Raw genomic sequence first — 25,788 nt, forward strand, 5'->3', positions numbered from 1 at the left:
CCGGAGAAATTGTCCGACTGCTTAAAGGTTTATTTTGTGTTCACAGTTACGGCTGTCCTATTCTACTCAACCATGCCCTTTCCAGAGGGAAATAACCTTGGCTTCGAACTGGCTGCGGAACGGTTTGGCTTCCGGGGCTCCGGCTACCTTTTCGTACAATCCGTTTGGCTTCAGCTCTCGCGCCTTGACGTTATCCTCCAGATTCAGGTTCAGCATGGTGATCAAAATATCGCGCAGCGCAGGGTCGAAGACCGGGCACATCAGCTCAATCCGCTTCATCAGATTTCGCGTCATCCAGTCCGCGCTGGATAAGTATACTTCTTCATTGCCGTTGTTATAGAAATACATCACTCTGGAATGCTCCAGGAAACGGTCAACGATGCTGATGACCTTTATATTTTCACTGCGTCCCGCTACACCCGGACGCAGGCAGCATACGCCTCTTACAATGAGATCGATCTTAACGCCGGCTTGCGAAGCCTCGTACAGCTTGTCGATCATCTCCTGATTGGACAAGCTGTTCATTTTGGCAACAATTCGTGCATGCTTGCCCGCCAGCGCATTGTCGCGCTCACGATCAATTAGCCGGTACAGCTTCTCTTTCAGATCGGTTGGCGCCACCCCAAACGCCTTCCAGTCATACGGCGAGGAATAACCCGTCACTTCGTTAAACAAAGCGGAGGCATCCGCCCCGATAACCGGATGGGAGGTAAAAAGGCCAATGTCGGTATACAGCATAGCCGTATTGTCATTGTAGTTGCCGGTGCCGACATGAACGTATCGCCGCAGCGTTCCTTGCTCGCGACGGACGACCAGCAATATTTTGGCATGGGTTTTTAATCCGACAAGGCCGTACACCACATGGCAGCCCGCTTTTTCCAGCTGTCTCGCCCATGCGATATTTCGTTCCTCGTCAAACCTGGCTTTCAGCTCCACAACAACCGTTACCTGCTTGCCGGACTCCGCCGCTTTCGCCAGCGCTTGAACAAGCGCCGATTGCCCGCTCACCCGGTAAAGCGTCATTTTGATGGCTAATACATCAGGGTCGTAAGACGCTTGCATCAGAAAATCGGTAACGGCTTCGAAGGATTCGTAAGGGTGGTAAAGCAGAACATCCCTTTCGCGCATAACCTCGAACATATCGTCGTTGTCATCAAATTCACGCGGATATACGGGCTCCATCCGTTCATAACGCAAATTGTCATGTCCCGGCAAGCTGCCCGAAAAACGCATCAAAAAGCTGAGATCCAGCGGGCCGTCGATTTCAAACAGATTGTCCTGAATTTCCAACTCCTCAAGCAAGGTCTCCAGCGCATAGGGATGCATGCCCTTGGCGACTTCAAGCCGGACGGGAATCCCCCATCTGCGGCGGCGCAGCTCCTTCTCGATTTCCTCAAGCAGATCCTCTGCGCCTTCTTCATTCAGCGTAAGATCCGCGTTACGGGTCAATCTGAACGGATGTACGGCAAATGGCGTATAGCCATTAAACAATGTATTGATATGCCGCTCGATCAATTCCTCAAGCAGCACAAACTCCAGTTTTTTGCTATTAGTCCTGCCGGGGATCGGAACAAAACGCGGCAAAATCGACGGCACCTGCACGATGGCAAACAGCGGCTCGTCGTTCTCATCGGCTTCTACTCTCTGTAGCAGAACAGCCAAATAAAGCTCTTTGGTATGAACTAGCGGGAACGGCCTGCTCTGGTCCACGGCCATTGGCGTCAAGACCGGAAAAACAATTTCATGAAAATAATCGCTCATCGCATTGCTCTGAGTTACATTAAGCTCATCCAGCGTGCGCATGCAAATGCCTTCTTTGGCAAGCGACCTGATAATTTCCCGATAAGTACGGTATTGCTCTCCCACCATCGCAGCTGTGCGTTTAATCAGCCTTTTCCACAAACCTGCAGGCGTGTAGCCGGAAAAATCGGTTTTAGCCAAACCGGCACGCATCTGATCCTGAATGCCTGCCACGCGCACGCTCATAAATTCATCCAGATTGCTTGACACAATGGACAAAAACTTGGCGCGCTCCAGCAGCGGATTTTGGATATCCTGCGCTTCCTCCAACACTCTCCGGTTAAATTCGATCCAGCTTAAATCACGGTTGACGTAATGGGACATATGCTTAATCATCATGTTCCTCCTAGAGACACATCTACACAACACCAGGATATAAAACTACTTGTCTGTCCCATTGTAAAGGCCATTGTTTATCATCATATCAATTAATTATTAAGGGAAAGTAAAAACTAGTATCGGCGAATGGAATAATTTCCGTTTTTCATCACTTTTTCGAGCCATTTCAGAATCAGCCCTTTAAAAATAGGCCTTGTGGGCGGCAGCAACAGCAGAAGTCCCGCAATATCGGAGAAAAATCCCGGCAGCAGCAAAAGTAAACCGCCAACAAGCACACAAAGTCCGTCAATCATGGAACGTCCCGGCATAATGCCTTGCTGGGTCTGACGCTGAACCTCCTGCCAAACCTTTCTTCCCTCCAGCCGGGCAAAATAGGCGCCGCAGCCGCTCGTCACGAGCAGCAGCAAAAAGGTATTCCAGCCGCCAAGCCAATCTCCGACTTGAAGAATGCCCCAAATTTCGATGATGGGAAATATCAAAATGACCGGAATGATCCATTTTACCATTCTATTCCACCCTCTCCTTATTGACCACCTATTGCCGCAAAAAGCTCAGGCAGCTGTTTGCTCAGCCGTATCGGCTTCCACTGGCTATTGAGCCATACATGACGCGTTGACCCTTCCACCAGCAGCTCGCCAGGGAGCTCTTCCCTAGTTGCAGCATGGCAAGGCTGAAATTGCTCTTCAGATACTTTCCGGATCTGCGACTGAAAAGCAAGTCTAAGCGGCGACACCTCGACGACGGTTGTGCATACCATCACCATATCGTCATAACGGGCTGGCGCAAGATACGAGCATTGCAAATCCACCACGGGCAGCAGCAAACCATGCTCTTCTATGGCTTTATAGGAATAGCCCAACTGCCTTATCCATTCAGTACGGCCAATTTCAAACCAGGTTACATAATTTGCGTGAAAAACAACGCCCATGCTGTCGCATTCCTGATACCGGACGCGCAGCGGATGACAAACCCAGCTTTTATTGTTAAGCATGCCCCGTCCTCCCCTATTCGAATTCCGTATGTCTTTTCATTTGCAAAAAGCGACGGTGAATGCTCACCATCGCTTCTTGTTTACTGCGTTATATTAAGGGATGAGCCCAGTAAAGGCTCATTAAAGTACTTTGGATTGGCCGGAATAAATAACGCCGGTTTCTCCGTAAATTGTTACTTCCATGCCATCCTTCAGCGTCTCAAGCGCATTAGCTACGCCAAGTACAACCGGAATGCCCAGGTTCAGACCGCAAACGGCCGCATGGCTTGTAATGCCGCCTTGCTCGGTAATAACAGCGCCGGCTTTTTCGAATGCAGGCATATATTCTTTGTCGGTGGATACAGCTACCAGAATATCGCCAGGCTGAACTTTTTCATTCGCTTCCTGAGGCGTACGGGCTACAACAAGTTTGCCCGTTACGTTTTGGCTGCCGATGCCTTGGCCTTGCGCAAGCAATTCGCCGACATGGTGAATTTTAATCAGGTTTGTTGTTCCTGCGCGGCCGATTGGCACGCCTGCAGTAATAACAACCGTATCGCCCAAGCTCAGAAGGCCGGTAGCCAACGCGCCTTTAACAGCGTGCTCGAACATTTCGTCCGTCGAGTTTGCGTCTTGGCCTTTAACCGGGAATACTCCCCAGCCAAGAGCCAGGCGGCGCATAACGGATTCATCGGGAGTTACAGCGATAATCGGAGCTTTTGGACGGTATTTGGATACAACGCGTGCTGTAAAGCCGCTTTGCGTCGATGTAATAATCGCTTTAGCGTTCAAATCAAGCGCGGAGTTGGCAACAGCTTGGCTGACAGCTTCCGTTACGCTTGTTTTTTGCGCGTTTGCTTGTCTTGTGAAAATTTCGCGGTATTCCAAAGCCTGCTCTGTACGCTCGGCAATACGGGACATCGTTTGCACCGATTCCACCGGATATTTGCCGGCAGCCGTTTCGCCAGAAAGCATGATGGCATCCGTGCCGTCAAAAATAGCGTTGGCTACGTCGCTCGCTTCTGCGCGCGTCGGGCGCGGGTTGCGCTGCATGGAATCCAGCATTTGTGTAGCCGTAATAACCGGTTTGCCGGCATGGTTACATTTTTTGATCATCATTTTTTGAACCAGCGGAACTTCTTCAGCCGGAATTTCAACGCCAAGATCGCCGCGGGCTACCATCAGTCCGTCGGAAACTTCCAGAATTTCGTCCAGGTTGTCTACGCCTTCCTGGTTTTCGATTTTGGAAATGATCTGGATATGGCCCCCGTTATGCTTCTCGAGAAGCTCGCGGATTTCCAGAACGTCGCTTGCTTTGCGGACAAAGGAAGCCGCGATAAAATCGACGCCTTGCTCTACGCCGAATACGATATCCCCTGCATCCTTTTCCGTAATGCCGGGCAAGGAAATTTTTACGCCGGGAACGTTAACGCCTTTTTTGCTTTTGATAGGTCCGTTATTGATAATGCGGCAATGAATTTCTGTTCCTTCAATGCCTTCAACTGTCAAACCGATCAAACCGTCGTCGATAAGCACGGTGGAGCCAACAGTCAGATCGTTAGGCAGATTGCCGTATGTAACCGGAATGCGGTTGCGGTCGCCCAAAATCTCTTCGGTCGTCAGCGTAATCGTTTCGCCTTGAACCAATTCAATCGGCTCTTCCTTCAGCTTGCCCAGACGGATTTCAGGGCCTTTGGTGTCCAGCAGGATCGCTACGGAAGTGCCCAGCTCTTCGTTGGCTTTACGGATGTTTTTGATCCGGTTGCCGTGCTCCTCGAAGTCACCGTGGGAGAAGTTGAGGCGCGCCACGTTCATGCCTGCTTGAATCAGTTTTTTGGTGTTTTCCAACGACTCGCTGGAAGGACCGATTGTACATACGATTTTCGATTTGCGCATTTTTAAATTCCTCCGTTTAGAGCATAAAATGTCGTCCAGCTCATTGCCTAATTGTTGCAAGTATTGTAACTATCTATACATGCACGCCAGCCGGAACTTGTCCTCTCTCCGGCTTGACGAGTGTATGCACCTCTGCAAATCAATGCTAGTTAATTTGGGGAGCGGCTTCTTTATCCTGCTGCAAATTATCGCCGGAGCCATTGGAATGGTTTTCCGCGCTGACCTCATCCAATTTTGCCGGATCGGCTTGCTGGATCGGGGCTTCGGCAGCCTTTTCTGCAGCTGCAAATTGAAACTCTCCAATTTTGCGGAATTTCTGATAGCGGTCCTCTATTAATTCGGTTGCGTTCATGGCGAGCAGTTCTTCCAGATGGCGGGCTACCGCCGTCTTGATGGACTCCGCTTGAACTTCCAGATCGCGATGAGCTCCGCCTTGCGGCTCTGGAATTATTTCTTCAATGATGCCGAAGGCCAGCAGGTCCTTAGCCGTAATCTTCATTGCTTCCGCAGCCTGATCCGCACGCGAAGCGTCCTTCCACAGAATGGAGGCTGCTCCGTTAGGGGAAATCGCGGAGTAGATCGCATTTTCCAGCATCAGCACACGGTTGCCTACGCCAAGCGCAAGCGCTCCTCCGCTGCCGCCTTCGCCGATAACCACGCAGACGATAGGCACGCCAAAACCCGCCATTTCGCGCAGGTTGCGTGCTATAGCTTCAGACTGGCCGCGTTCCTCGGCCGTATTGCCAGGATAAGCGCCTTTTGTATCAATGAAGGTAATGATGGGGCGCCCGAACTTGTTCGCTTGCTGCATGAGACGAAGCGCCTTGCGGAAACCCTCCGGATGGGGGCTGCCGAAGAAACGCGCTATATTGTCGCGGGTATCCTTGCCGCGCTGGTGCCCGATAACGGTCACCGGCAAACCGTTCAGCTTTGCCAAACCGCCTACAATGGCGAGATCGTCCGCAAACAGACGGTCGCCGTGCAATTCAATAAAATCCGTAAAAATGGAACCGATGAAGTCCAGCGAGGTTGGACGCTGGTGATGGCGCGCCAAATGCATTTTCTGGGCGGGAGTCAGCTCGCTGTAGAGCTCTTCCTCCAGCTGTTTGCAGCGCTCCTCCAACCGCAATATCTCCTCGGAGAAATCGATTCCTTTGCCTACGCTCAGGCTTTTCAGCTCCTTGATTTTTTGACGAAGCTCCACAACGGGCTTCTCAAAAGGCAGCTCATTCGGCATCAATCGACTCCTCCTTTTTTACGCCATGCAGATCAAGCAGCTTGCTTAATGTGCTCTTCATATCTTTGCGATGAACCACCTTGTCAAGCTGGCCATGCTGCAGATTAAACTCCGCCGTCTGGAAATTATCCGGCAGCTTCTGGCGAATCGTCTGTTCGATGACGATACGTCCGGCAAAGCCGATCAATGCTCCGGGCTCGGCCAAATTGTAATCGCCAAGCGATGCGAAGCTGGCCGATACGCCTCCCGTCGTCGGATCCGTAAACACGGAAATATAGAGGCCGCCGTCCCCTTGAAAACGGGACAACGCCGCGCTCGTTTTGGCCATCTGCATCAAGCTCAAAATGCTCTCTTGCATGCGCGCGCCGCTGGATGTCGAAAAGATGATCAGCGGCAGCGACTTGCTGTGAGCAGCTTCAATTGCGCGCGTGATCTTTTCGCCCGCTACGGAGCCCATGCTGCCGGTGAAAAAGTCGAAGCTCATAACGGCGACAACTACAGGGTAGCCGCCGATAGTGCCTTCTCCCGTAACAACGGAATCGCGCAATCCCGATTTGGCTTTCTGCTGCTCCAGCTTACTTGCATAACCCGGGAACGTGAGCGGATCCACGGATTCCATTTCCTCGTCATACTGAGTCAGGCGTCCGCCGTCAAGCGTCATTCCGATGCGTTCCCACGCATTCAACCGGTAATGATGACCGCATGACGAACAAACCTTCAAGTTTTTCTCCAGTTCTTTGCTGTACTGAATGGTGCCGCATTTGGAGCACTTGTTCATCAACCCCTCCGGAATGTCCCGCTTGGGGCGTCCCGAAGGGATGGTTGCATATTTTTTCTTCGAAAACAAATCTTTTATCTGCACGTTATGTGACACCTCTCAAGGCGCAATAGTATTGAACCGGACCTTACGGGCGAATGATGGAATTAAACACTTCCTGCACTTCCTCTAGCTCGCCGGATGGGACCAAAATCTCATATTGCTGTTTGGACAGATTGACGGGCCGGATCTTGATTAAAAAACCTTCTTCCGTGAGCCGTTTCTTGATGTTTTCTGCCATTTTTGCTGTTGGTGCGATGTAAATAACCGTCCACATCGTGGTACCTCCTGAAAGCTATGCGTCAGCAAAGCTGACCTTCAAAACTTGCCAATCCCGCCAAAGGCCATATGATGTCACAATGATAACACAATTACAGGCTTTCCGGCAAATCATATTGGATGGCCGCGGGATCGCCATGCGCGATTCTCGCAGATGCCGCCGCGGCGAGACCCGCGACCAGATCATCCAGAAACACATGAATTTTTTTGCCTTTTTCGTTCAGTTGGCGGATAATGCCCGGTTTCATTTTGTCCAAATATCCAAAGCTGGTGAGGCCGATCATGCCGTAAACATTGGTAATGCCGAGGGCCAACGTCTCATCCACTCCGTAGAGGGATTCATCGCGTTCCATTATCGCCTGAAGCGGCTCCGGCAGCAAACGCCTCTCCGCCAGCTCATCCAATGCAATGCCTGTATAAAGCACGTACTGCACCTCGCGCTTCTCCAGAACGGCGCGCACGCTTTCCGCGCATTGCTCCAATGTAAGACTGGCATTGTAGGGCCGCTGAAGGCTAAATACGATATCCGCGACATCCCCGACTTTGACGCCTCGCTTCTCCAGCCAGCTTTCGATTTTGCTCATGGGCTTCATCCTCTCGCAACTGCTTGTATCTATATGCATATGCGCAAGCCGCAGATTATGTGCCTGTTCGGGATGGCATGACTGCCGCCTCAAAACAAAAAAAGCCGCGGGGCGGATGCGGCATCCTTCCTGCGGCTTACCTAATTACGGCTTCATGCCGTGTTTGCGATAATCGCCCGGCGTAACCCCGACGATCCGCTTAAATACGCGGCCAAATGTTATGGAGTTGGCATAACCGACCTTTTGCGCGATATCCTGTACATTGTCGCTTGTGGCGGCCAGCAAAAATTCAGCCCTCTGCATGCGAAGCTGCGTCAGAAAATCAACAAACTTCATATCGAACTCTTCTTTGAACAAATGGCTGGCGTATTTGCCCGATATTTGGAATTTGTCGCTTAAGTGCTTAAGCGACAAATCCGGGTTGTCGAAGTTTTCCTCGATATATTTTTTCATCTCGCTAATCATCGCTCGGTAGCTTTTGGACTCGCTCGCCGTCACGTAAATCCGGTAAATCTCCGCCAGCCAGCCCCGCATGGCTGCCTGCACGCCGGCAAGCGTCGATTCCGCTTCCAACTCGGCATAATAAACCGTGCTGCCCGGCCCGCTCAAAATGCGGCGCAAACCTTCCGACATCTCGCCCAGCTCACGGCCCAGCATTTGTACCAGCAAGCGCAGCACCATGCGGATTTCTTCGTCGCTGATGCCTTCAGCCCGAAAAACGGCAAAGATCTCCTCCAGCCTGCTTCGCCAGCCTTCGTCAGCCAGCCGGAACTCCCTGACCAGATCTCCGATCATTTTCAAATAATGATAGGACTTGGACGAGGTTGGCCCGGATACATTTCCGCCAACCACAACCATATCCTGTCCCAGCGCAAGCTTGTGGCGAAGCGCATTATCCGCTGCGGCCCGCGACATCGGAAGCTTTTCCAGCTCCGGCACGGCAGGGCCGATTCCGATAGCCAGCGACACGCCCAGATTGCCGCTTGTCCAGCGCAAATATCTGTCCGCCAGCGAGCGAAGCGCCTCTACATCCGCAGCGTTGTCCGGTTTTCCTTCCAGTGACACGATCAGCCCAAGCTTGCTTGCGCTGATCCATTCCGCCCAACCGCGCAGCCCTTCCTCGGCAGCCATCTCCTGAAACAGATTCATCATGGTCAGCTTCAGCACATTTTGATCCTCGTTGCCGAATTTTTCCCGAAACGCCGCATATTGATTGATCTCCGCTGAAATATAGGCGTAATGTGACGAATGACGCGACAACGGCAGCGCCTGCAGACGTTCCATCCTCTCCGCCGTTACCGCCGAAGGTTCCCCTTCCAGCAGATCCAGAAACAGCGCCCTGCGTTGAACAAGCAAATTTTCATCATATCGCTCCCGGTAATCCACCGTTTGGGCAATCAGCGCTTCCAATGCCTGATCGATCAGCACCAGTTCATTGCCGGAGGCGTTCTGAAGCGTTTCGTCACGCAATTGCAGAGCTTCCAGCCGGTTCAGCATCACTTTAATCGGACGATAGTTTTTGCGGGTAATGTAGAGGATATATGCCGTCCCCGCTATAACCGTCGCAACTCCGATGCCGATCCAGATGTAGGTAACAACCGTCATCCAGGCGAACAGCTCTCCGGCGGCAATGCCGCTTTCAAAAACCCATCCGGCGCGGTCAGACGCAATACGGTTCAGCACCCGGCCTTCTTCGGCGGAATCATGCTGAAGCGAAAAAACAAGGTCGCCGTTATGATCCGTAACCCGCATAAACGAAAGCTGACTGTTGGTCATTGCCTTGATCATGCTCTCCAGCCGATACATGCTTACATTTACAACGATCATGCCTTCCGAGCCAAAAGGAAGCGGCAGCTGCTTGCTGATGCTGATAACCTTGACGGAGCCATCCGAGCCATAGGCGCGGAAATCTCGGACTGGGCTCCACTCCCTTTCGTTTTCTCCAAGCTTCGCCTGCTCCAGAAAGTCGCGGTCGGGAAATTCGGCAACCGGCACCAGGCCGTTTATCGTCAACACCTGCTCGTCCGCTTTGCGGTATATATAAATGGTGTCGATCAGTTCATTCCGATATAGCAGCCCTCTCAGGTCATGGACAACGTCGAACATGACGTTTCTGTCGTCCTTCGACTCCATTCCTGCCTGCTCCAGAAAGTCGTCGAATTTCCGATTGGTTTCCACTTCCTGCAGCACCGCCTGTTGAACGCCCGCAAGAGCTTTATCGACGGCGTCCACCACATATTCCGTGGAGATGCGATTCGCCTTGGCTGTTTCATTTCGCGACATTTCCCCGACAATCAGAAAGGACAAAAAAATAAGAATCGACATGGTGAGCAGAAATATCGGAAAATAGGAAAACATCATTCTGCTAGACCAATTCCGTTTCATCTTCTCTTTGCCCCCTTTTTAATCAGCCTTATCACATGAGTTTAGCCCTGGTGTCCGCCATCCTGCTTATTCCGAACAATAGACCCGCTCCCGCGAGAGCGCTGATTGTACAAGCCAGATACATGGAGTTGGCGCCGCCATGGTAGAATAGATAACCGTTAAGCAAGTTGCCCACGATGCCCCCAAGGCCGGAGAACACCATCGTAAAAATACTTTGTCCCGTCGCCTGCATCTCTTTTCCGGAAGCAGCCGCCACATATTCCACCGCCGCCACGTAAAACAACCCGAAAGAAAGGCCGTGCAGCACCTGAATGGCGACCATCACGGACGGAATCGGGAATAGCCACTGAATGCCCCAGCGCAGCGCATAAAAAAAGGCGGCCAGCAGCAACGTCCGCTCGTGTCCGATGCCTTTTACGATTTTTGCCGCCAATAGCATGGAGGGCACGTTCGTCAAGGAAGCCAGCAGCAGCGCAGTACCAACAAGCGAATAACTGCCGCCCGCGCTTTGAAAGGACAAAACAAAAAACGAGTTGTACGCCGTAAGCGTCTGATTGACGAAAAAGCAGGCAACCAGAAACAGCACAAAGCGCGTATTGCCCAGCAAATCTTTTAATCCTCGGGACAAAGAAATGGATGACGACATTTCATTGCCTCGCATAGACAAGGTCAATGCGGTGACGGCTCCCGCAAGACTGAGGCCGAGAAACGGCATCCATAACTGCGTAATGGCGAAGTGCGACAGAAAAGCGCCGCCTGCGTAGCCGCCAAGCGCCGTACCCAGACTTCCCAGGCTGCGAATGGTGCCATAGGAGGTTTTGGCCGCTCGGGCCGCCGACACCGCATAGGAATCCGCTATCGGACTTTGGGTTGCCTGAAACGCGATAGACAGTATATAAGCTGCCACGATAAGAGCGATATACTCAAAACGGTAAAAAAACGACAAGAACGCCGGCACCGCTATGCTCAGCAGCAGCACCAGCTTGGTTTGGCGGAAGCGGTCGACCAGTATGCCCCAGATCGGCTGAACCATAATGGACAACAAGGTTCCGACCGACATCAGCACCCCCGCCACATCCGCTCCGATTCCTTGATGCACAAACAGGGTTGTCAAATAGGGATTGAACAATCCACCGGCCAAACCCGTAAACAAATAGAGCATTCTTAGCTTAAACAGGTCGCTCCGCGCTTCCACAGGTATTATCGCCTTGTTCATCATGATGCAATCTTCCTTCTTTAAGTGGTAGTTCAAAAAGTCCGCTTTCCATTACGGAGCATGACTGGCGTCATGGCCGGCGTCGAATATGGCATTCAGCCGAATTCTCCGGTCCTCACGTAGCTTCCACTACGCTCCGGTCCTCGATTTCTAGCTTCTTGCCATCTTCTCGGTACTGAAAAGCGAACTTTTTGAACTTTCATTTGATGTGGTCGTTCAAAAAGTCCGCTTTCCATTACGGAGCATGACTGGCGTCATGGCCGGCTTCGAATATGGCATTCAGCCGAAATCTCCGGTGCTCTCGTAGCTTCCACTACGCTCCGCTCCTCGATTTCTAGCTTCTTGCCATCTTCTCGGTACTGAAAAGCGAACTTTTTGAACTTTCATTTGATGTGGTCGTTCAAAAAGTTCGCTTTCCATTACGGGGCATGACTAGCGTCATGACCGGCTTCGAATATGGCATTCAGCCGAAATAAGCGAACATGCTGTTTATTATTCGAAGATGCGCGCTGCGGCGGCAGCCGCTCCGATCGCTCCCGCTTTATTGCCGAGTCCGGCTTTTCGGATATCTACACGGAACGGCGTAAACGCCGGCACGCGCTCAACGATTTCTTTTACGTAATAATCGCCGGAATCCGCAACGCCTCCGCCCAGAAGAACAAGCTCCGGGTTCAGCAGACTTGTTGCGCTTCCGATAAACGCTGCCATATGTTGAAGCGGCTTCTCCATAATCGCCAGGTAATCAGGATCGCCGGCAATGGCGCCTTGAAGCACCTGAGGAGCCCCGATGCTGTCACTGCCGCTAACGGATTTGCCTTCAAAATAAGCCTTCGCATGGTCGCCGATGCCTGTTCCCGACGTAACGCTCTCCAGCGGTCCAAACGCGTCTCCGCTCAGCGGCTGGCCATTCAAGGCGGGAAGGTCAACAATGGCATAACCGGCTTCTCCTGCCGCGCCGCCTGCTCCCTCGTAGAGCCTGCCGTTCAGCAGCATCGCTCCGCCGATGCCCGTGCCAACAGTCAGCAGCAGCACGTGCCGCTTTCCTTGAGCCGAACCCTGCCAGCATTCGCCCAGCAGCGCCATGTTGACATCGTTGCCGAGTTTGACATAACCCTGGTAATACTGGCGAATATAAGGAAGGATATCGCCTTCCGGCCATGGCAGCGCCGGAGCGTGGCTAAGCTTTCCGCCCTCCGAAATGACGCCGGGAAAGCCGATTCCGATGCCCGAAATGTCTTCCAGCGTCAATTCCGTACGCGCCAGCAATGATCTCAGCTCTCCAAACAGCCATTCAAAAAACAGTTCCGGCTTGCCATGTTGCGATGTTTCCCATTTTTCCAGCAGCTTGATGCCGCCGTCCGCGCTTGCGATACATACCATCGTTTTGGTGCCACCGACGTCAATACCAACTACATGACCCATTCCCTTTTGAATATCCATGCCTGCCTCCATCCCACGGCGACCCCTCTGTTGCGCTTCAAGGCGATCCGCAGCATTATCATATCAGCCTATCATTATAAATCATTAGGGGATTTCGGTAAATGACAAGCTGCATGAAATAGATAACCCGTCCGGCTATTGATTCCTCGGCTTTTCGGGTTCAAGCTCCAGCGTAAAGCGCATCTCCACACTTCCGCTGCCCGCCTGGTAAGGATATACGATTTCCGCTTTTCCAGACTCTGCAAGGAATGAAGGAGCGGGAGCCACCGCTTTAACCTGGCAGATCAGACCAGGCAGCTTCCACAGCCCGGGCGTCAGTTCAGCCCGCGACAAGCCGGGACCCGCAATTTCAAAATAAACCTCGATATCAAGCTCGCTGTCGATTCTGACGAAGGCTTCCAGCTTATCCTTTTCAACCTTGGCGTCAAAAACGATGCCGCGGAAATGCGTATTCCAGCCACGGCCCTTCTCGCGGCGAATCAGCCGCAAATAATATCGTTCGCCAGCCGGGCTCTTCCAATGAATCGTGGCAGGATGCATTTGGCCGTTTGTATTCCGGCTCCCCGACATCGCCCCGATCATAATATCTCTTTCGATCCAGGCCGATGCCGTGCACAAATTGCGATTTTGACCCGGGCGGTCGCGTTCGCACAATTCCCTGAAGCGCTTGACGGCATAGCGGTCTCCACTATGCTCCAACAAGCCGGGCAGCACATCCTCCGGCACATTTACGCCAACCAGCGCAATAAGCGGATCATGGCTGGTTTCGCAATTTACGCCGGTCAGATGGCGGCTGTCATCGCCTAATGCAAGATAAAGAAACACCCCTACGGAGCTATGCTCCGTCATTTCCATTTCATAGGCGCGGGCGAACGGCCCCGACAAATTTTCCAATACGGGATTGTAAAACAGCCCGATATTGCGCCAAAGCCCTGCTTCAATCTCCAATCCCGCCGCCAGAATGCCCGGCGAACGTCCATAACGACGCCACATGCCCAGCACGGTCAAATCCACTCCATAATAGGTCGTTGTATTAAATTCGGCAAAGCTGTCAAACTCGCGGAATTCGGCAAGAAAGCCGCTTGCTTCCCGCTCCGCGTGCTGGATCCATCCGCTATTGCCCAAACGGTAGCCAAAATAATGGACGGCAAAAATGTGCATCAGCTCGATGTTGGAATTCATCGGGATGGCGTCATTCAGTCGGCGATCGATCGAACCGGCCACCGCGCGCACCATGGAGGCATCCATACGCTCCACTATCCCGCTGGGCAGCTCCGCTTCGAAATGCTCCAGAATAACAGCAAAGGAGCACGCGATAAATTCGCGCCAGTTGGGGTCATAGCTCCGCCATACGGGCGGGATAACGGAATCCGCCGCTTTCCAGAAGCGGCCGCGGACCTCGCCCGGTTCCAACCCCGTGACGCTCTCTGACATGGACTTCTCCAGAGAGGACGCTATCTTTTCAAACGTGTCGTTTAGAAAAAAGGAAAATCCGGGCCCAAACCGGTTCCATTGCCCATACCCGCTTGGAGGACGAGTCGCCTCCGGCGCAGTCAAAAAGGTGCCGTCATAGATTTCGCCGGGCGCATCAAGCTGCAGATCTATCACGTTATGCAGCACCTTCTCCGCCAGCAAAGCATCGCCTTCTCCGCCTCGAACAAGCAGTCCTAGCGCATAATGCACGCTGCTGCGCGTATTGTGGCGGTCCAAACTTTCTTCATCCCAGAGCAGTCCCGCCGCTCCGTCGTACAACGCATCCATCATATCCATCGCTTGCTTCACCAGAAAACGAGGGCGTTCATCCAGCCTGTCCAACATAGTGGTTACCATTCACCTGTCACCTTCCTTAACCTTTTACCGCCCCCAGCATAATGCCGCTGATGAAATAACGCTGCAGAAACGGATATACAATCAATATCGGCACGGTTGAGAAAATTACACTGGCTGCCTTCAAACTTTCCGGCATCAATTCCGTCATGCCGAGGCCCTCCTGCTGCAGCAGATCGCCTACCTGATTGTTTTGGATCATTTGATAGAGCTTAAGCTGGAGCGGATAAAGCGCCGGCTTTGTAATATACATCAAGGCGTCCTGAAATGCATTCCAGCGTCCAACGGCATAAAACAAGCTGAGTGTCGCAAGCGCAGGCATGGACAAAGGAAGAATGATTCGGAACAACGTGCCGATATGGGAGCTGCCGTCAATCTGGGCCGCTTCCTCCAGACTGCCCGGAATGCCTTTGAAAAAAGAGATGAGAATGATCATATAAAACGGGCTGACCAGCCCCGGGAGCACTAACGCCCAGACGGAGTCAAGCAGCTGAAGGTCGCGGACAAGCATATATTCGGGAATGATGCCTCCGCTGAAAAACATCGTAACCACGATAACGAGCATAAACCATTTTCGCCCTTTAAGGTCGCTTTTGGACAAGGCGTAGGCGGCTGCGATTGTCATCACCATGGAAAATACAGCAGTCAGCAATGTCAAAAAGATCGTAAAGCCCAATGATTGAATCATGCTGGTGTCGGAAAAAACTTTCATATAGGCTTCAAACGTGAACTCTTTTGGAAAAAAGCTGACCAATCCCGACATAATGGGACGGCTGGAGCTTAACGATATCGCAACAATATGGATAAACGGAGTCAGGCATAGCAGCACGGCTCCAAACAAGAGCACAATGTTGGCGGAATCGAACAATCGGTTAATACTGCGTTCGCTCATCGGGATTTCCTCCTCTACTTGTTGTTCAAAAAGTCCGCTTTCCATTAAGAAGCATACCTAGCGGCATAATCGGCGTCGAATATGAAATTCAGCCGAAATATCCAGTGCTCACGTAGCTACCACTACGCTCCGCTCCTCTATTTCTAGCTTCATCCCATCTTCTCGGTACTGTAAACCAATCTTTTTGAACTTGCATTTGTATTTAAAGAATGCTTTCATCAGCCAGTTTTTTGGATGCATAGTTAGCGCCAAGCAAAAAGACGAGACCAACCAGCGCCTGGAACAAACCTACGGCGGTAGCAAGTGAAATTTGCCCGGATTGCATGCCGATCCGGTATACAAAGGTGCTCAGAACATCGGAGAAATCCCTGACGGCCACGTTGCCGATAACAAACGGGCGATCAAAACCGATGGCGACCATATTGCCCAGATTAATAATCAGGAGAGTTGCGATTGTTGTTTTGATGCCGGGCAAGGAAATATGCCAGATTTTGCGGAAGCGGTTGGCGCCATCCACTTCGGCTGCTTCAAACAGCTCCTTGTTGATGCCCGTCAAAGCCGCTAGATACAGAATGGTTCCCCAACCCGCGCTCTGCCAGACCCCAACAATGAGATACGTGAACAGCCAGTAATATTTGTCGGAAAGAAACGGGATAGCATCAATTCCAAGCCCATGGAGCATGTTGTTGATAAAGCCGGATTGCGTGCCGAATACTTGCAGCACGATACCGCCGATTATGACCCAGGAAATAAAGTGCGGAATATACAGTATCGTTTGGGCCATTTTCTTGAACCAGGCTACGCGAAGCTCGTACAGCATGATAGCCAGAATAAGCGGCGCCGGAAATGAAACCACAATATCCAGCAGGTTCAGAAACAGCGTATTTCGCAGCGCTTTGAAAAAATCATTGTTTTGGAAAACTTCGCGGAATACCTCCATGCCTACCCAATCGCTGCCGGCAATGCCTTGAAAAAAGTTAAAATCTTTGAAAGCAACCTGTACGCCGTACATCGGCCCGTATTTGAATAGTAGAAAATAAGTCAGCGGGAGCACCAGCAACACATACAGCTGCCAGCTTCTCCTGATGTATATCCAATTTTTCATTGCTGTCACTCCTCGCGGGGGATTGGGAAGCGGCGGCGGGGACAAACCTTCGAACCAGTTTCGGAGACTGGCCCCGCGCCGCTATTGTGTTATTTGCCGGACATTGCTTTGTAAGCCTCAGTGCGCTCGTCCAGAATAGCCTGGCCGCCGCTCGCCATATAATCCTTCAGCATGGCTTCAAACGTGCTGTCGAACTGCTCCGGCTTCACCATAGTCAGCTTAACGATCATTTCTTCGAATTTATCCGACAAGGCGTTGCCGTATTTGGCTTCCGCCGCGATTGGATGGTCAAAACGAACCGGTTGAATGTTGTCGGTATTGGAGATTTCAACCGATTTGCGCATGTCGGCCTGGAAAGCAGTCGGAGTTTGGGCAATGTAGGCCGACTCGTTTTTCACGTCGTCGCCGGCGAATTTGCCGTTTACGATGATTGCGATATCGCCAAAGTTGTAGATCCGGTCTTTCGCCTCTTGCGTAGCATCCGCTTTAACAACGGGCACTCCGTCAACCAGAGTAAAGTTTTCATTTTCAATGCCGTATTGGATATCAAACAGGTTTGTTCCGGAAGCCATCCAGTCCAAATATTTGAGCGCCGCTTCTACATTTTTGCTGGATTTCGGAATCATCACGTACATAGCGTTAGGCGCATACGCTGGTTTGGCATGTTTGCCTTCGGCATTCGTAAACGCGTCGACTGGAGTCATGACGGCTCCCGGCACGTTTTTCTGCAGGTTTTCGTAACCGCCGTTGGCGCTGAAATAAAGCTCCCCTGCATCTTCGGTATAAAATCCGACGAGACCGTTTTGCATATCCTGCCAGAGTTGTTTCTTGTCCTTGTCCAGGCCAAAATCTTTGCTCATTAAGCCTTCATTGAAAAGCTTGTTCATGAAACGGAGAGCATCCTCAAAGCCGGGCAAAAGCGTCGGATAGTCGCTGGAGCCTAGTTGTTGCGTCAGTGTATAACGCTGCTCATCGGTCATAGGCTCGATAAAGGACCATACGAGCGGTTCATATTGGGCAGCTGCAAGGCTTACGCCGAAGGGGATAATGCGGCCGCCTGTTTCGCCCGGATCGTTTTCCTTAAACGCTTTAAGCGTTTCGTAGAGCTCCTCAGTCGTTTGCGGAACCGGCAGCCCCAGCTTGTCCAGCCAGTCCTGGCGCACATACCCGGCATATTTGCCCAATACCAGGCGTCTTCCCGGAATGGCAAACTGCTGTCCCTTGTATTGGCCGTATGCAAGCGTATCTCCGCCCAAAAACGTCTTCAGATTAGGCGCATACTGGTCCAGCAAGCCGGACAAATCGGTCAGCCCGCCTTGCTCCGCATAACGGTTAAACGTTCCGGAATCGTACGTAAATACTATGTCGGGCACTTCGCTTTTGCTCGCCATCAATACGTTGAGCTTCTGGGTTTCCTCTGAACGCGGCACCGGTACAAATTCCACATTAATATTGTTTGGCGTGCCGAATCTCTCTTGGACAAGGTTGGTCAAATAACTGTTCGTAATGGTATAGCCGGCAGGCGCATTGCCCCGATCGAAGATTTCCACCTTTAATGTTGTGGTTTCTCCGGATGCGGCGCCGTTGCCGCTCCCCGTCGTCTCCTCCTTCGTAGTGGAAGAACATGCGCTAAGCAGCAATGAGGATGCCAGCGTTACGGCGAGCGCAGGACGCGCCCATTTTTTCAACATGCTTTCAGTCATTTGTCATCACCTTGCCCCTTCTCGGTTTCTTATTATCATCTCCGGCTGTCCGCAAAACTCACCACTTGCTTCCCACCGCGTTTCGGCTTCACATCAGCCTCTGCTTAAATAGAGAAGATTGATTGTGTTTGTTTGCTTTGCGATTTCGTTCGCCCTCGATGTTAGAAAGTATCACATGAAAGTTATCAGGAGCACAATAAACCATTTTCACCCCATTATTTTCACTGGATTTATGTTAATTTATCTGACATTATAAACGATTTTCGTCTAAACAAACTATTTTCCCGCAAAAAAAAGCCTCTTTTGAGGCCCAAACCATAAATCAATGCTTGACTTCAACCGAGGGACCGAGATAAAAACTGAGAGACAATGGTCGGGCTCGGGTCTTCCCTTTAAATTGAATTTCATTTCTCGGAATGTATAATGTCAATGTGAAGGAGGTTTAACAAAATGGGTTGGGAGTACGGGATGAAATCAGCGGAGTCTGCAACTTTGCCTGAAGTCGTAAAACGTCTGGCAAGCGCACTAACCTTTAACGAGAGGTATTCCCTGGAGCGCCATGCCAACGGTTTTATTTTGGTACGTGATGATCCAGCCTGGCCGAAAGCTCTTGAAGTATGGGGGCAGCCGCCTTCCGGATTGGATGAGGTTGCGGACGGAGAAGCCTATATCTATTGCCTGTTTCACATTTGGGGCGAAGAGGGCCGTATCTGGAGGGAACAGATGGAGGAAGAAACGAGAAAGAATGATGGTCTATTTACATGGTTTGAACTTGATTGAAATAAAAGGTATAGAATGACTCTGGACAGTCAAAAGCTCTTCTTGAGATCCTCCCGTAAAATGAGGGGATATCGAACCTTTCACTGTCCAGTTGTTTTATAAACCTATCTATTTAATGATTGCATTTCCCGAACCAAGCAAAGATTCCACCGCTCCCATTAATTCTGGAGAAGGAGTAATAGCATAATCAGAGCTTAGCGCTATCGTTTTGCTCCGGCTTTCATAGAATAGGGCCGTCTCCATAGGTCCCTTATGGGACAGCAATAGCTTTTTCAGCTCTGTCAGCACATCCGGCCTCTCCAATTCGGCAATAACTTTGATGTACATGCGTTGTGGTTTCCCCTTGATTTGAGTTGGTTGCCTGTTCTGCAGCTTTTCCTTGCCAGGCGAATCCTCTTTGGTGCCCGAAGAAGCGAAACTGCGGTTTTTGGCAGATTGCTTTAAACGTCTGGTCTGAGCAGCAAGCTGCTCATTCGATGCATGGTCGACAGCAACAACCTCCTGCACAAGGAGTTTGTAATCTTCATCCTGCTGTTGAACCGTCGCTTGCACGATAACGATGGCTTCTTTGTCAAGCAAGCTGCCATAACGTTTCCACACGTTTGGAAAAACAACGGCTTCAACACGCATGACCCTGTCCTCCAGCTCGAGAAAAGCCATGTCGTTGCCTTTTTTGCTCGTAAACGGCTTCCGTCCCGCAACCATAACGCCTAATACGGCGACCGTGCCGTCCGGCGCGTCGAATAAATCCACAAGCCGATCAAGCTGAAGCGGCTCAAACCTTTCGGCTGCTTCATCCAGCGGATGGCCCGACAGGTAGATGCCTAGCAGCTCGCGCTCCAGATTCAGCAGCTCCGAGGTTTGCAGAGGCGGTATGGGAGGAAGCTCAACGTCCCAATTTTGCACCTCTTCAAAACCAAACAAATCGATTTGCAGCTCTTCCCGGTCCTTGCGCCACTTCTGGGCGGCCTCCAACGTTTCGCCAAGCGCCCCAAGCAATTGGGCTCGATGGCCCGGAAGGCTGTCGCAAGCCCCCGCCTGGATCAGACTTTCCAGCACCCTTTTATTTACAACCCGCAGATCGACTCGTTTGCAGAGATCCAGCAGACTTTCAAAACCCTTCTCCTGACGTTCTCGCAAAATCGAATCGATAGCCTGCGTGCCGACGTTTTTGATCGAGGCCAGCCCAAAGCGGATAGCGCCTTGCACCGGCGTGAAGGATACGCCGCTTTCATTGACGTCGGGCGGCAGCACCGGAATGCCCATCCTCCGGCATTCTTCGGCGTACTCTGCCGTCTTCCGCATATGCCCCGTCACCGATGCCAGCATGGACGCCATAAACGGCACGGGATAATGGGCCTTCAGCCAAGCCGTTTGAAACGCCAGAACGCCATAAGCGGCGGCATGTGCGCGTGGGAATCCATAATCGGCAAACCTGACGATCATATCGTAAACCGCGTTTGCATCCTCGGCGGAGAACCCTTGCTCCAGACTGCCCCGGACAAAATGCTCTCTCTCCTCGTCCAGCACCTCGCGTTTTTTCTTGGATACCGCTCGACGCAGCAGATCGGCTTCTCCCAGCGAAAACCCCGCCATTTGGGAAGCAATCTGCATAATTTGCTCCTGATATACAATGATGCCGTACGTATCGGACAAAATAGGCTCCAGCGAAGGATGAGGGTACTCCACTGCAACATGGCCGTGCTTGCCGGCGATAAACTTTGGTATAAATTCCATTGGACCGGGCCGATACAGCGCCAGAACGGATATGATATCCTCAAAGCCGGAAGGCTTTAATTCGCGCAGCACGCGGCGAACGCCGGAGGACTCCAGTTGAAAAATCCCCGTTGTGTCGCCTCTGCTGAGCATTTCATAGGTTTTGCGGTCGGAATCCGAAACATCCCGGAAATCCACCCCGTTCCCCGACAACTCCTGAATCCAAACCAGGCATCGTTCCATAATAGACAAGGTACGCAAACCCAGAAAGTCCATCTTGAGCAAACCTACGGCCTCCAGATGCTCCATGGAATATTGCGTGAGAGGTATGCCTTCCCCGCCTTGCTGAAGCGGTACATAATGGGTCAAAGGCTCTTGAGAAATGACAACGCCGGCAGCATGCGTGGAAGCGTGACGCGGCATCCCCTCTACCTTGATCGCCATGTCCAGCAGCGCCTTTGTTCTTGGCTGGCGCTCATATGCCTCATTAAGCTCCGAGCTGCTGCGCAGAGCGGCCTCCAGCGTGATGCCAAGCTGCTGCGGAATCAGCTTGGCTGCCCGGTCCGTTTCATGGAACGGCACGTTTAGCGCGCGTCCCACATCGCGCACAGCGGCTTTGGCGGCCATTGTTCCAAACGTAATAATTTGGGCTACATGGCCTTCGCCGTATTTTTGCGAAACATACGAGATAACCTCATCCCGCCGTTCATCGTTAAAGTCGATGTCGATATCCGGCATTGTGATACGCTCAGGATTCAGGAAACGTTCGAACAACAGCTTATATTTGATAGGGTCCACATCGGTAATCCATAGAACGTACGCAACAAGGCTGCCCGCAGAGGAACCCCGTCCAGGCCCCGTTCGTATGCCTTGTTCATGCGCATAACGGATAAAATCCCAAACGATCAGAAAATAATCGCTATAGCCCATTTTTTCGATGACGCCAAGCTCATAGGCAAGACGTTCCCGGACGCCAGCCCGAAAGGCATCGTCCTTCCAGTCCGGAATTTCTCCATAACGGCGCTCCAGGCCTTCTCTGCACAGCTGCGCCAAATAACCGGTTGAATCCAAGCCGTCCGGCAGCGGCCGGTATTGCGGCAGCGCCGCACGCCCCAATGTCAGCTCCAGATTGCATTTTTCCGCAATCTCCACAGTGGAGCGCAGCGCTTCCGGCACATGACGGAACAACGCCGCCATTTCCTCCGGGCTTTTCAAATAAAGCTGATTCGTCCCGATCTTGAGCCTGCCTTCGTCCTCAACCGTTTTGCCCGTACCGATACAAATCAGCACATCCTGCATTTCGGCGTCCTCGGCTTGCAGATAGTGCACGTCATTGGTTGCGGCCAACGGTATGCCCGTCTCCCGGGAAAGCTGGATCATCGCCGCCGCTACCTTCTTCTGGTCCAGCATGCCGTGGTCCTGAAGCTCCAGATAATAATCCTCGCCAAAAATATCGCGATACCGAAGCGCAGCCGCCTTGGCTTCATCCGGTCTGTCATAGAGCAAATGCTGGGACACCTCGCCCTTCAGACAGGAGCTGAGACAAATAAGACCTTCGCCATGCTGCGCCAGACTTTCCATATCAATACGCGGTTTATAATGAAAGCCCTCCAAATGGGCGATGCTGCTCAGCCTCATTAAATTGCGGTATCCCGTTTCATTTTTCGCAAGCAGAATCAGGTGATAGGCCGGATTCTCCTTGCGCGAGCCTTTCTCAAAACGCGAACCCGCCGTCATATAAAATTCGCAGCCGATGATCGGCTTGATGCCATGCGCCTTGCAGGCGCGGTAAAACGGCACCGCTCCGTACATCACCCCGTGGTCGGTAAGAGCCAGCGCTTTCATGCCAAGCGCGGCTGCGCGCGCCGTTAAATCCGCGATACGGCCGGCTCCATCCAGCAGGCTGTATTCGCTGTGTACATGCAAATGGACAAATGAAACCTCCGTTTCGCCGGCCATACGTCCCCTCCCTTTCCGCTCCTGCAATTCAATCTTTAGTTTATTCATTTTATCATATTGAGGACGGGCACGCCCATACAATGGTGAGGAGGAGGGTTGTCTCATGTCGTATTTTTTATCCAAAGCGGGTCTGGATTTTTTTATTGCGTTTGGCGTTGTGATGGGCGGGGCTATGCTTGCGGGGGTTGGTTCCGTCTTTATGCTGCTTCCGCCGGCAACCGTCATGCTGGATACGGCGCTGCGGCTTAAAATATGGGCGATTGTTGCCGCAATCGGCGGCTCTATCGATCCTGTTCGGGTAATCGAAAGCAATATTTCCGCAGGGCATTTGTCGCCGGCCGCCCAGCAAATCGCTTTTATCGTCTTTGCTTTTTTGGGAGCGCATGTCGCAACGGAGCTGGTCAAACTGATGTGCAAGGGAGCAGTGTGAGATATGAGGCTGCCCCTCTTTGAGAAATATTGGAGGATGATGGGGATGGTCGGGGTGTTTTTGACGGGCATGCTGGTCGGCGCCGCCATTCTGAACTCCCTGTCCGTGGCGAAATTCGAAGCTATCTATAATGCCAACAGCAGCTTGCGCGAAAAGATAGAACAATACGAAAAGGATCTTCATTCTCTTAATCAGTACAAATCTCAGCATACTGTCATCAAAAGCATCCAGATCAGACTGGAGGAAGGGACAACTTCCCAGGACCGCACTTCGCTGGACAAGTCATCGGAAACCGTTTTGCTAAGACAACTGAAGGAGGATCTGTCCATTTTTCTGGGCAGAAGCATTTATGACATCGACTCCGACGCCAAGCTTGCGCGGTTATTGCTCCAGCGCAAAGCCTATATGGATATTAACGGAAAAGACTACTCCGCGGAACTAAAAACCGTGCTGCTTGCTGACAACGTGATGCAAATTTGGGTTCAAGCCAAGCTTTTGGCCAAAGCGCCTTCATCCTGACGTTTGCCAACGCATTTTTGTGACAAACATGATACAATAATGTCACAAAATTAAATAGGAGGTCGCTTGACGCCAATGGACCAAATGATTTCGTGGGTGCTTTCGCCCCTCATTTTGATTTCCCTGGGGTTTTCCGCTTTTTACAGCATTAAGACGCGCCGGTCTCAGGAACCCGGCAATCGCGGTCTTTATCAAGCCCGGACCAATATCGCGATGGGAGCCATGCTGATTTTTATCGCGGCCGTCCAGCTATTCCTGTCCGGCGAATCCACGCTGAGGATCGTAATCGGGGCGTTGTTTGGCGTCATCGGATTGTTTAATGTATTTGCGGGTTTGCGCAACCACGGCATCTATCTGGCAAAAACGCAAAGCAAGGACAACTGATCCCCGGAGCCGCAGTGTCGCTTTTTGCACCCCCTAATAAGGGTCGATCATTTGGGCCGTCAGCATCGCTTTGGCGGCCAATCCCCGATGATCCAGAAGCTCGATTTCAAGCTTGGAAAACTTCCGGCTCAGCTCCATCGCCTTTGGCTTGATCGTAATTTCGGCATCGATGCCAACCGGCCTGACAAAAAAGCTGGTCATACTCTCCAGCAAAAAATCCCTTTTTCCGATTTCCCGAATCATTCTCCGCGCCCCTTGGGCCATCAGTGTTGACAGCAGCCCTTCCGAAGCCATGCCAAGCGCGCCTGTCATCTGCGGGGTTATGCTTCCCTTGTAGCTGATTGCAACTTCGTCCGCTCCCCGCTCCTCATGCTGCATAAAACCCGACCACATCAGGTCTTCAAAGGTTTCTCCCGACTCCGGCTGCTTGACGGCAAAACGCATGGCATCCCAAATTTCCCGCCTCGTCACAACGCCAAGAAGCTTTCTGTGGCGATCAACGATCGGCAACAGGTCGATCCCTTCCGCCGCCATTGTATACGCCGCAGACGCCACTGTAATATTGGGCGCCGCCGTAATCGGCTTGCGCGTCATCACCTTGTCGATTGGCGTATCGGCTTCGCTTCCCGCAGCATCCTTGCCCGTCATCATACCTACGACCCGGCCTCTTTCGTCCACAACCGGAAACCGGGAATAACCCGTTGATTGACATAAATGATGATACTGTCTTAAGTTGCCGCCAGCGCGAAGCACATCCGCCGGACGGCCAAACGTCACGATATCCTCAAGCAGCATGATTTTGCGTTTGATCAGCCGGTCAAACATCGCCCGGTTAATCATGGAGGCGACTGTAAAGGTGTCATGACGCGAGGAAAGCACCGGCAGTCCCAGCTTGTCCGCCAGCTCGATCACTTCACTGCTGGGTTCAAAGCCGCCGGTAATAAGCACGCCCGCTCCTTGCTCCAGAGCGCAGCGATGCGCGCCGGCGCGATTGCCAACGATCAACAGGCTGCCCTGGTCGATATAACGCAACATATCATCCAGCTCCATTGCGCCAATCACAAATTTATGCAGTGTCTTCTCCGCCCCGTCTACGCCGCCAAACAATCTGCCCTCAGCGATTTGAGCTACCTCTCCAAAGGTAAGCTGATCCAGCGAGTCGCGTTTTTTCCGTCCGATCCGCACAGTGCCGATCCGTTCCTTGGTGCTGACCAGGCCGGTAACTTCCGCTTCCTTAAACGCTTTGTATACCGTTCCTTCGCTCACCCCAAGCTCTTTGGCAACCGCCCGAACCGAAATCTGGGTTCCGATCTTCAGACTCTGGATATGCTGCAAGATCAGCTCATGCTTTGTGTTCCCGCCTCCGATGTTTCCATGAGCATCATTCAAATGACTTTCCTCCCTGCCGCATTATTCCACTCATTATAACGGATTGGCGCTCAAAAGAGTATGTTTGGGCAAGATCGGCCGAAGAATCTGCTTATGACAAAAAACGGACAATATTTTTGTA

The 25,788-nt window shown here is 51.9% G+C and carries 21 protein-coding genes; 4 read left to right on the forward strand and 17 right to left on the reverse strand.

What is annotated here, in order from left to right; genetic code table 11:
* Positions 1–66: 66 nt before the first annotated feature.
* The 15 genes from ppk1 to ACX93W_RS09280 form a co-directional block, all read right to left on the reverse strand.
* Entirely contained in the window at positions 67–2,136 is a 2,070-nt protein-coding gene (gene ppk1 / locus ACX93W_RS09210) for a polyphosphate kinase 1 (RefSeq protein WP_459392364.1), read from the reverse strand.
* A gap of 116 nt (positions 2,137–2,252) precedes the next feature.
* Positions 2,253–2,645 (reverse strand): FxsA family protein, encoded by a 393-nt coding sequence (locus ACX93W_RS09215; RefSeq protein ID WP_459392071.1) that lies wholly within the window; start codon positions 2,643–2,645, stop codon positions 2,253–2,255.
* 17 nt (positions 2,646–2,662) lie between these two features.
* Entirely contained in the window at positions 2,663–3,130 is a 468-nt protein-coding gene (locus ACX93W_RS09220; RefSeq protein WP_459392072.1) for an acyl-CoA thioesterase, read from the reverse strand.
* Between the two features lie 120 nt (positions 3,131–3,250).
* Positions 3,251–5,005, reverse strand: a complete 1,755-nt coding sequence (pyk, locus tag ACX93W_RS09225; RefSeq protein WP_459392073.1) for a pyruvate kinase — start codon at positions 5,003–5,005, stop codon at positions 3,251–3,253.
* A gap of 145 nt (positions 5,006–5,150) precedes the next feature.
* A complete protein-coding gene (locus ACX93W_RS09230; protein ID WP_459392074.1) occupies positions 5,151–6,242 on the reverse strand; it encodes an acetyl-CoA carboxylase carboxyltransferase subunit alpha in 1,092 nt (363 codons plus the stop codon).
* Complete coding sequence (gene accD, locus ACX93W_RS09235) at positions 6,232–7,104, reverse strand: acetyl-CoA carboxylase, carboxyltransferase subunit beta (protein WP_459392075.1); 873 nt, start codon at positions 7,102–7,104, stop codon at positions 6,232–6,234. The genes ACX93W_RS09230 and accD overlap by 11 nt, the downstream gene beginning before the upstream one ends.
* Before the next feature lie 43 nt (positions 7,105–7,147).
* Positions 7,148–7,336 carry a glutamate decarboxylase gene (locus ACX93W_RS09240; RefSeq protein ID WP_459392076.1) on the reverse strand — a complete coding sequence of 63 codons (189 nt, stop codon included), beginning with the start codon at positions 7,334–7,336 and terminating at the stop codon, positions 7,148–7,150.
* Between the two features lie 94 nt (positions 7,337–7,430).
* Entirely contained in the window at positions 7,431–7,922 is a 492-nt protein-coding gene (locus ACX93W_RS09245) for a phosphatidylglycerophosphatase A family protein (protein ID WP_459392077.1), read from the reverse strand.
* A 144-nt stretch (positions 7,923–8,066) separates the two neighbouring features.
* Positions 8,067–10,307 carry a helix-turn-helix transcriptional regulator gene (locus ACX93W_RS09250; protein WP_459392078.1) on the reverse strand — a complete coding sequence of 747 codons (2,241 nt, stop codon included), beginning with the start codon at positions 10,305–10,307 and terminating at the stop codon, positions 8,067–8,069.
* 31 nt (positions 10,308–10,338) lie between these two features.
* Positions 10,339–11,526 (reverse strand): MFS transporter, encoded by a 1,188-nt coding sequence (locus ACX93W_RS09255; RefSeq protein ID WP_459392079.1) that lies wholly within the window; start codon positions 11,524–11,526, stop codon positions 10,339–10,341.
* Between the two features lie 489 nt (positions 11,527–12,015).
* Entirely contained in the window at positions 12,016–12,963 is a 948-nt protein-coding gene (locus ACX93W_RS09260) for an ROK family protein (protein ID WP_459392080.1), read from the reverse strand.
* Positions 12,964–13,098: 135 nt separating this feature from the next.
* The gene (locus ACX93W_RS09265) at positions 13,099–14,793 is read right to left on the reverse strand and encodes a hypothetical protein (RefSeq protein WP_459392081.1); all 1,695 of its coding nucleotides are present in this window, start codon (positions 14,791–14,793) and stop codon (positions 13,099–13,101) included.
* A gap of 16 nt (positions 14,794–14,809) precedes the next feature.
* A complete protein-coding gene (locus ACX93W_RS09270) occupies positions 14,810–15,682 on the reverse strand; it encodes a carbohydrate ABC transporter permease (protein WP_459392082.1) in 873 nt (290 codons plus the stop codon).
* Between the two features lie 202 nt (positions 15,683–15,884).
* Positions 15,885–16,787 carry an ABC transporter permease gene (locus ACX93W_RS09275; protein WP_459392083.1) on the reverse strand — a complete coding sequence of 301 codons (903 nt, stop codon included), beginning with the start codon at positions 16,785–16,787 and terminating at the stop codon, positions 15,885–15,887.
* A gap of 89 nt (positions 16,788–16,876) precedes the next feature.
* A complete protein-coding gene (locus ACX93W_RS09280; protein WP_459392084.1) occupies positions 16,877–18,490 on the reverse strand; it encodes an extracellular solute-binding protein in 1,614 nt (537 codons plus the stop codon).
* 450 nt (positions 18,491–18,940) lie between these two features.
* On the opposite strand from ACX93W_RS09280, the gene ACX93W_RS09285 reads away from it, so the two are divergent.
* Positions 18,941–19,270 (forward strand): hypothetical protein, encoded by a 330-nt coding sequence (locus ACX93W_RS09285; RefSeq protein ID WP_459392085.1) that lies wholly within the window; start codon positions 18,941–18,943, stop codon positions 19,268–19,270.
* Between the two features lie 108 nt (positions 19,271–19,378).
* Here ACX93W_RS09285 and ACX93W_RS09290 read toward each other — a convergent pair whose 3' ends face one another.
* Complete coding sequence (locus ACX93W_RS09290) at positions 19,379–22,945, reverse strand: DNA polymerase III subunit alpha (RefSeq protein WP_459392086.1); 3,567 nt, start codon at positions 22,943–22,945, stop codon at positions 19,379–19,381.
* Positions 22,946–23,048: 103 nt separating this feature from the next.
* Between ACX93W_RS09290 and ACX93W_RS09295 the strand changes: the two genes are divergently transcribed.
* The 3 genes from ACX93W_RS09295 (at position 23,049) to ACX93W_RS09305 (ending at position 24,278) form a co-directional block, all read left to right on the forward strand.
* Entirely contained in the window at positions 23,049–23,375 is a 327-nt protein-coding gene (locus tag ACX93W_RS09295) for a YtrH family sporulation protein (RefSeq protein ID WP_459392087.1), read from the forward strand.
* A 45-nt stretch (positions 23,376–23,420) separates the two neighbouring features.
* Positions 23,421–23,894 carry a hypothetical protein gene (locus tag ACX93W_RS09300; RefSeq protein WP_459392088.1) on the forward strand — a complete coding sequence of 158 codons (474 nt, stop codon included), beginning with the start codon at positions 23,421–23,423 and terminating at the stop codon, positions 23,892–23,894.
* A gap of 75 nt (positions 23,895–23,969) precedes the next feature.
* A complete protein-coding gene (locus tag ACX93W_RS09305; protein ID WP_459392089.1) occupies positions 23,970–24,278 on the forward strand; it encodes a YtpI family protein in 309 nt (102 codons plus the stop codon).
* Between the two features lie 33 nt (positions 24,279–24,311).
* On the opposite strand, the gene ACX93W_RS09310 is transcribed toward ACX93W_RS09305, so the two are convergent.
* Positions 24,312–25,667 (reverse strand): DRTGG domain-containing protein, encoded by a 1,356-nt coding sequence (locus ACX93W_RS09310; protein ID WP_459392090.1) that lies wholly within the window; start codon positions 25,665–25,667, stop codon positions 24,312–24,314.
* Positions 25,668–25,788 lie beyond the last annotated feature (121 nt).

The sequence above is a fragment of the Paenibacillus sp. CAU 1782 genome (genome assembly GCF_054551715.1).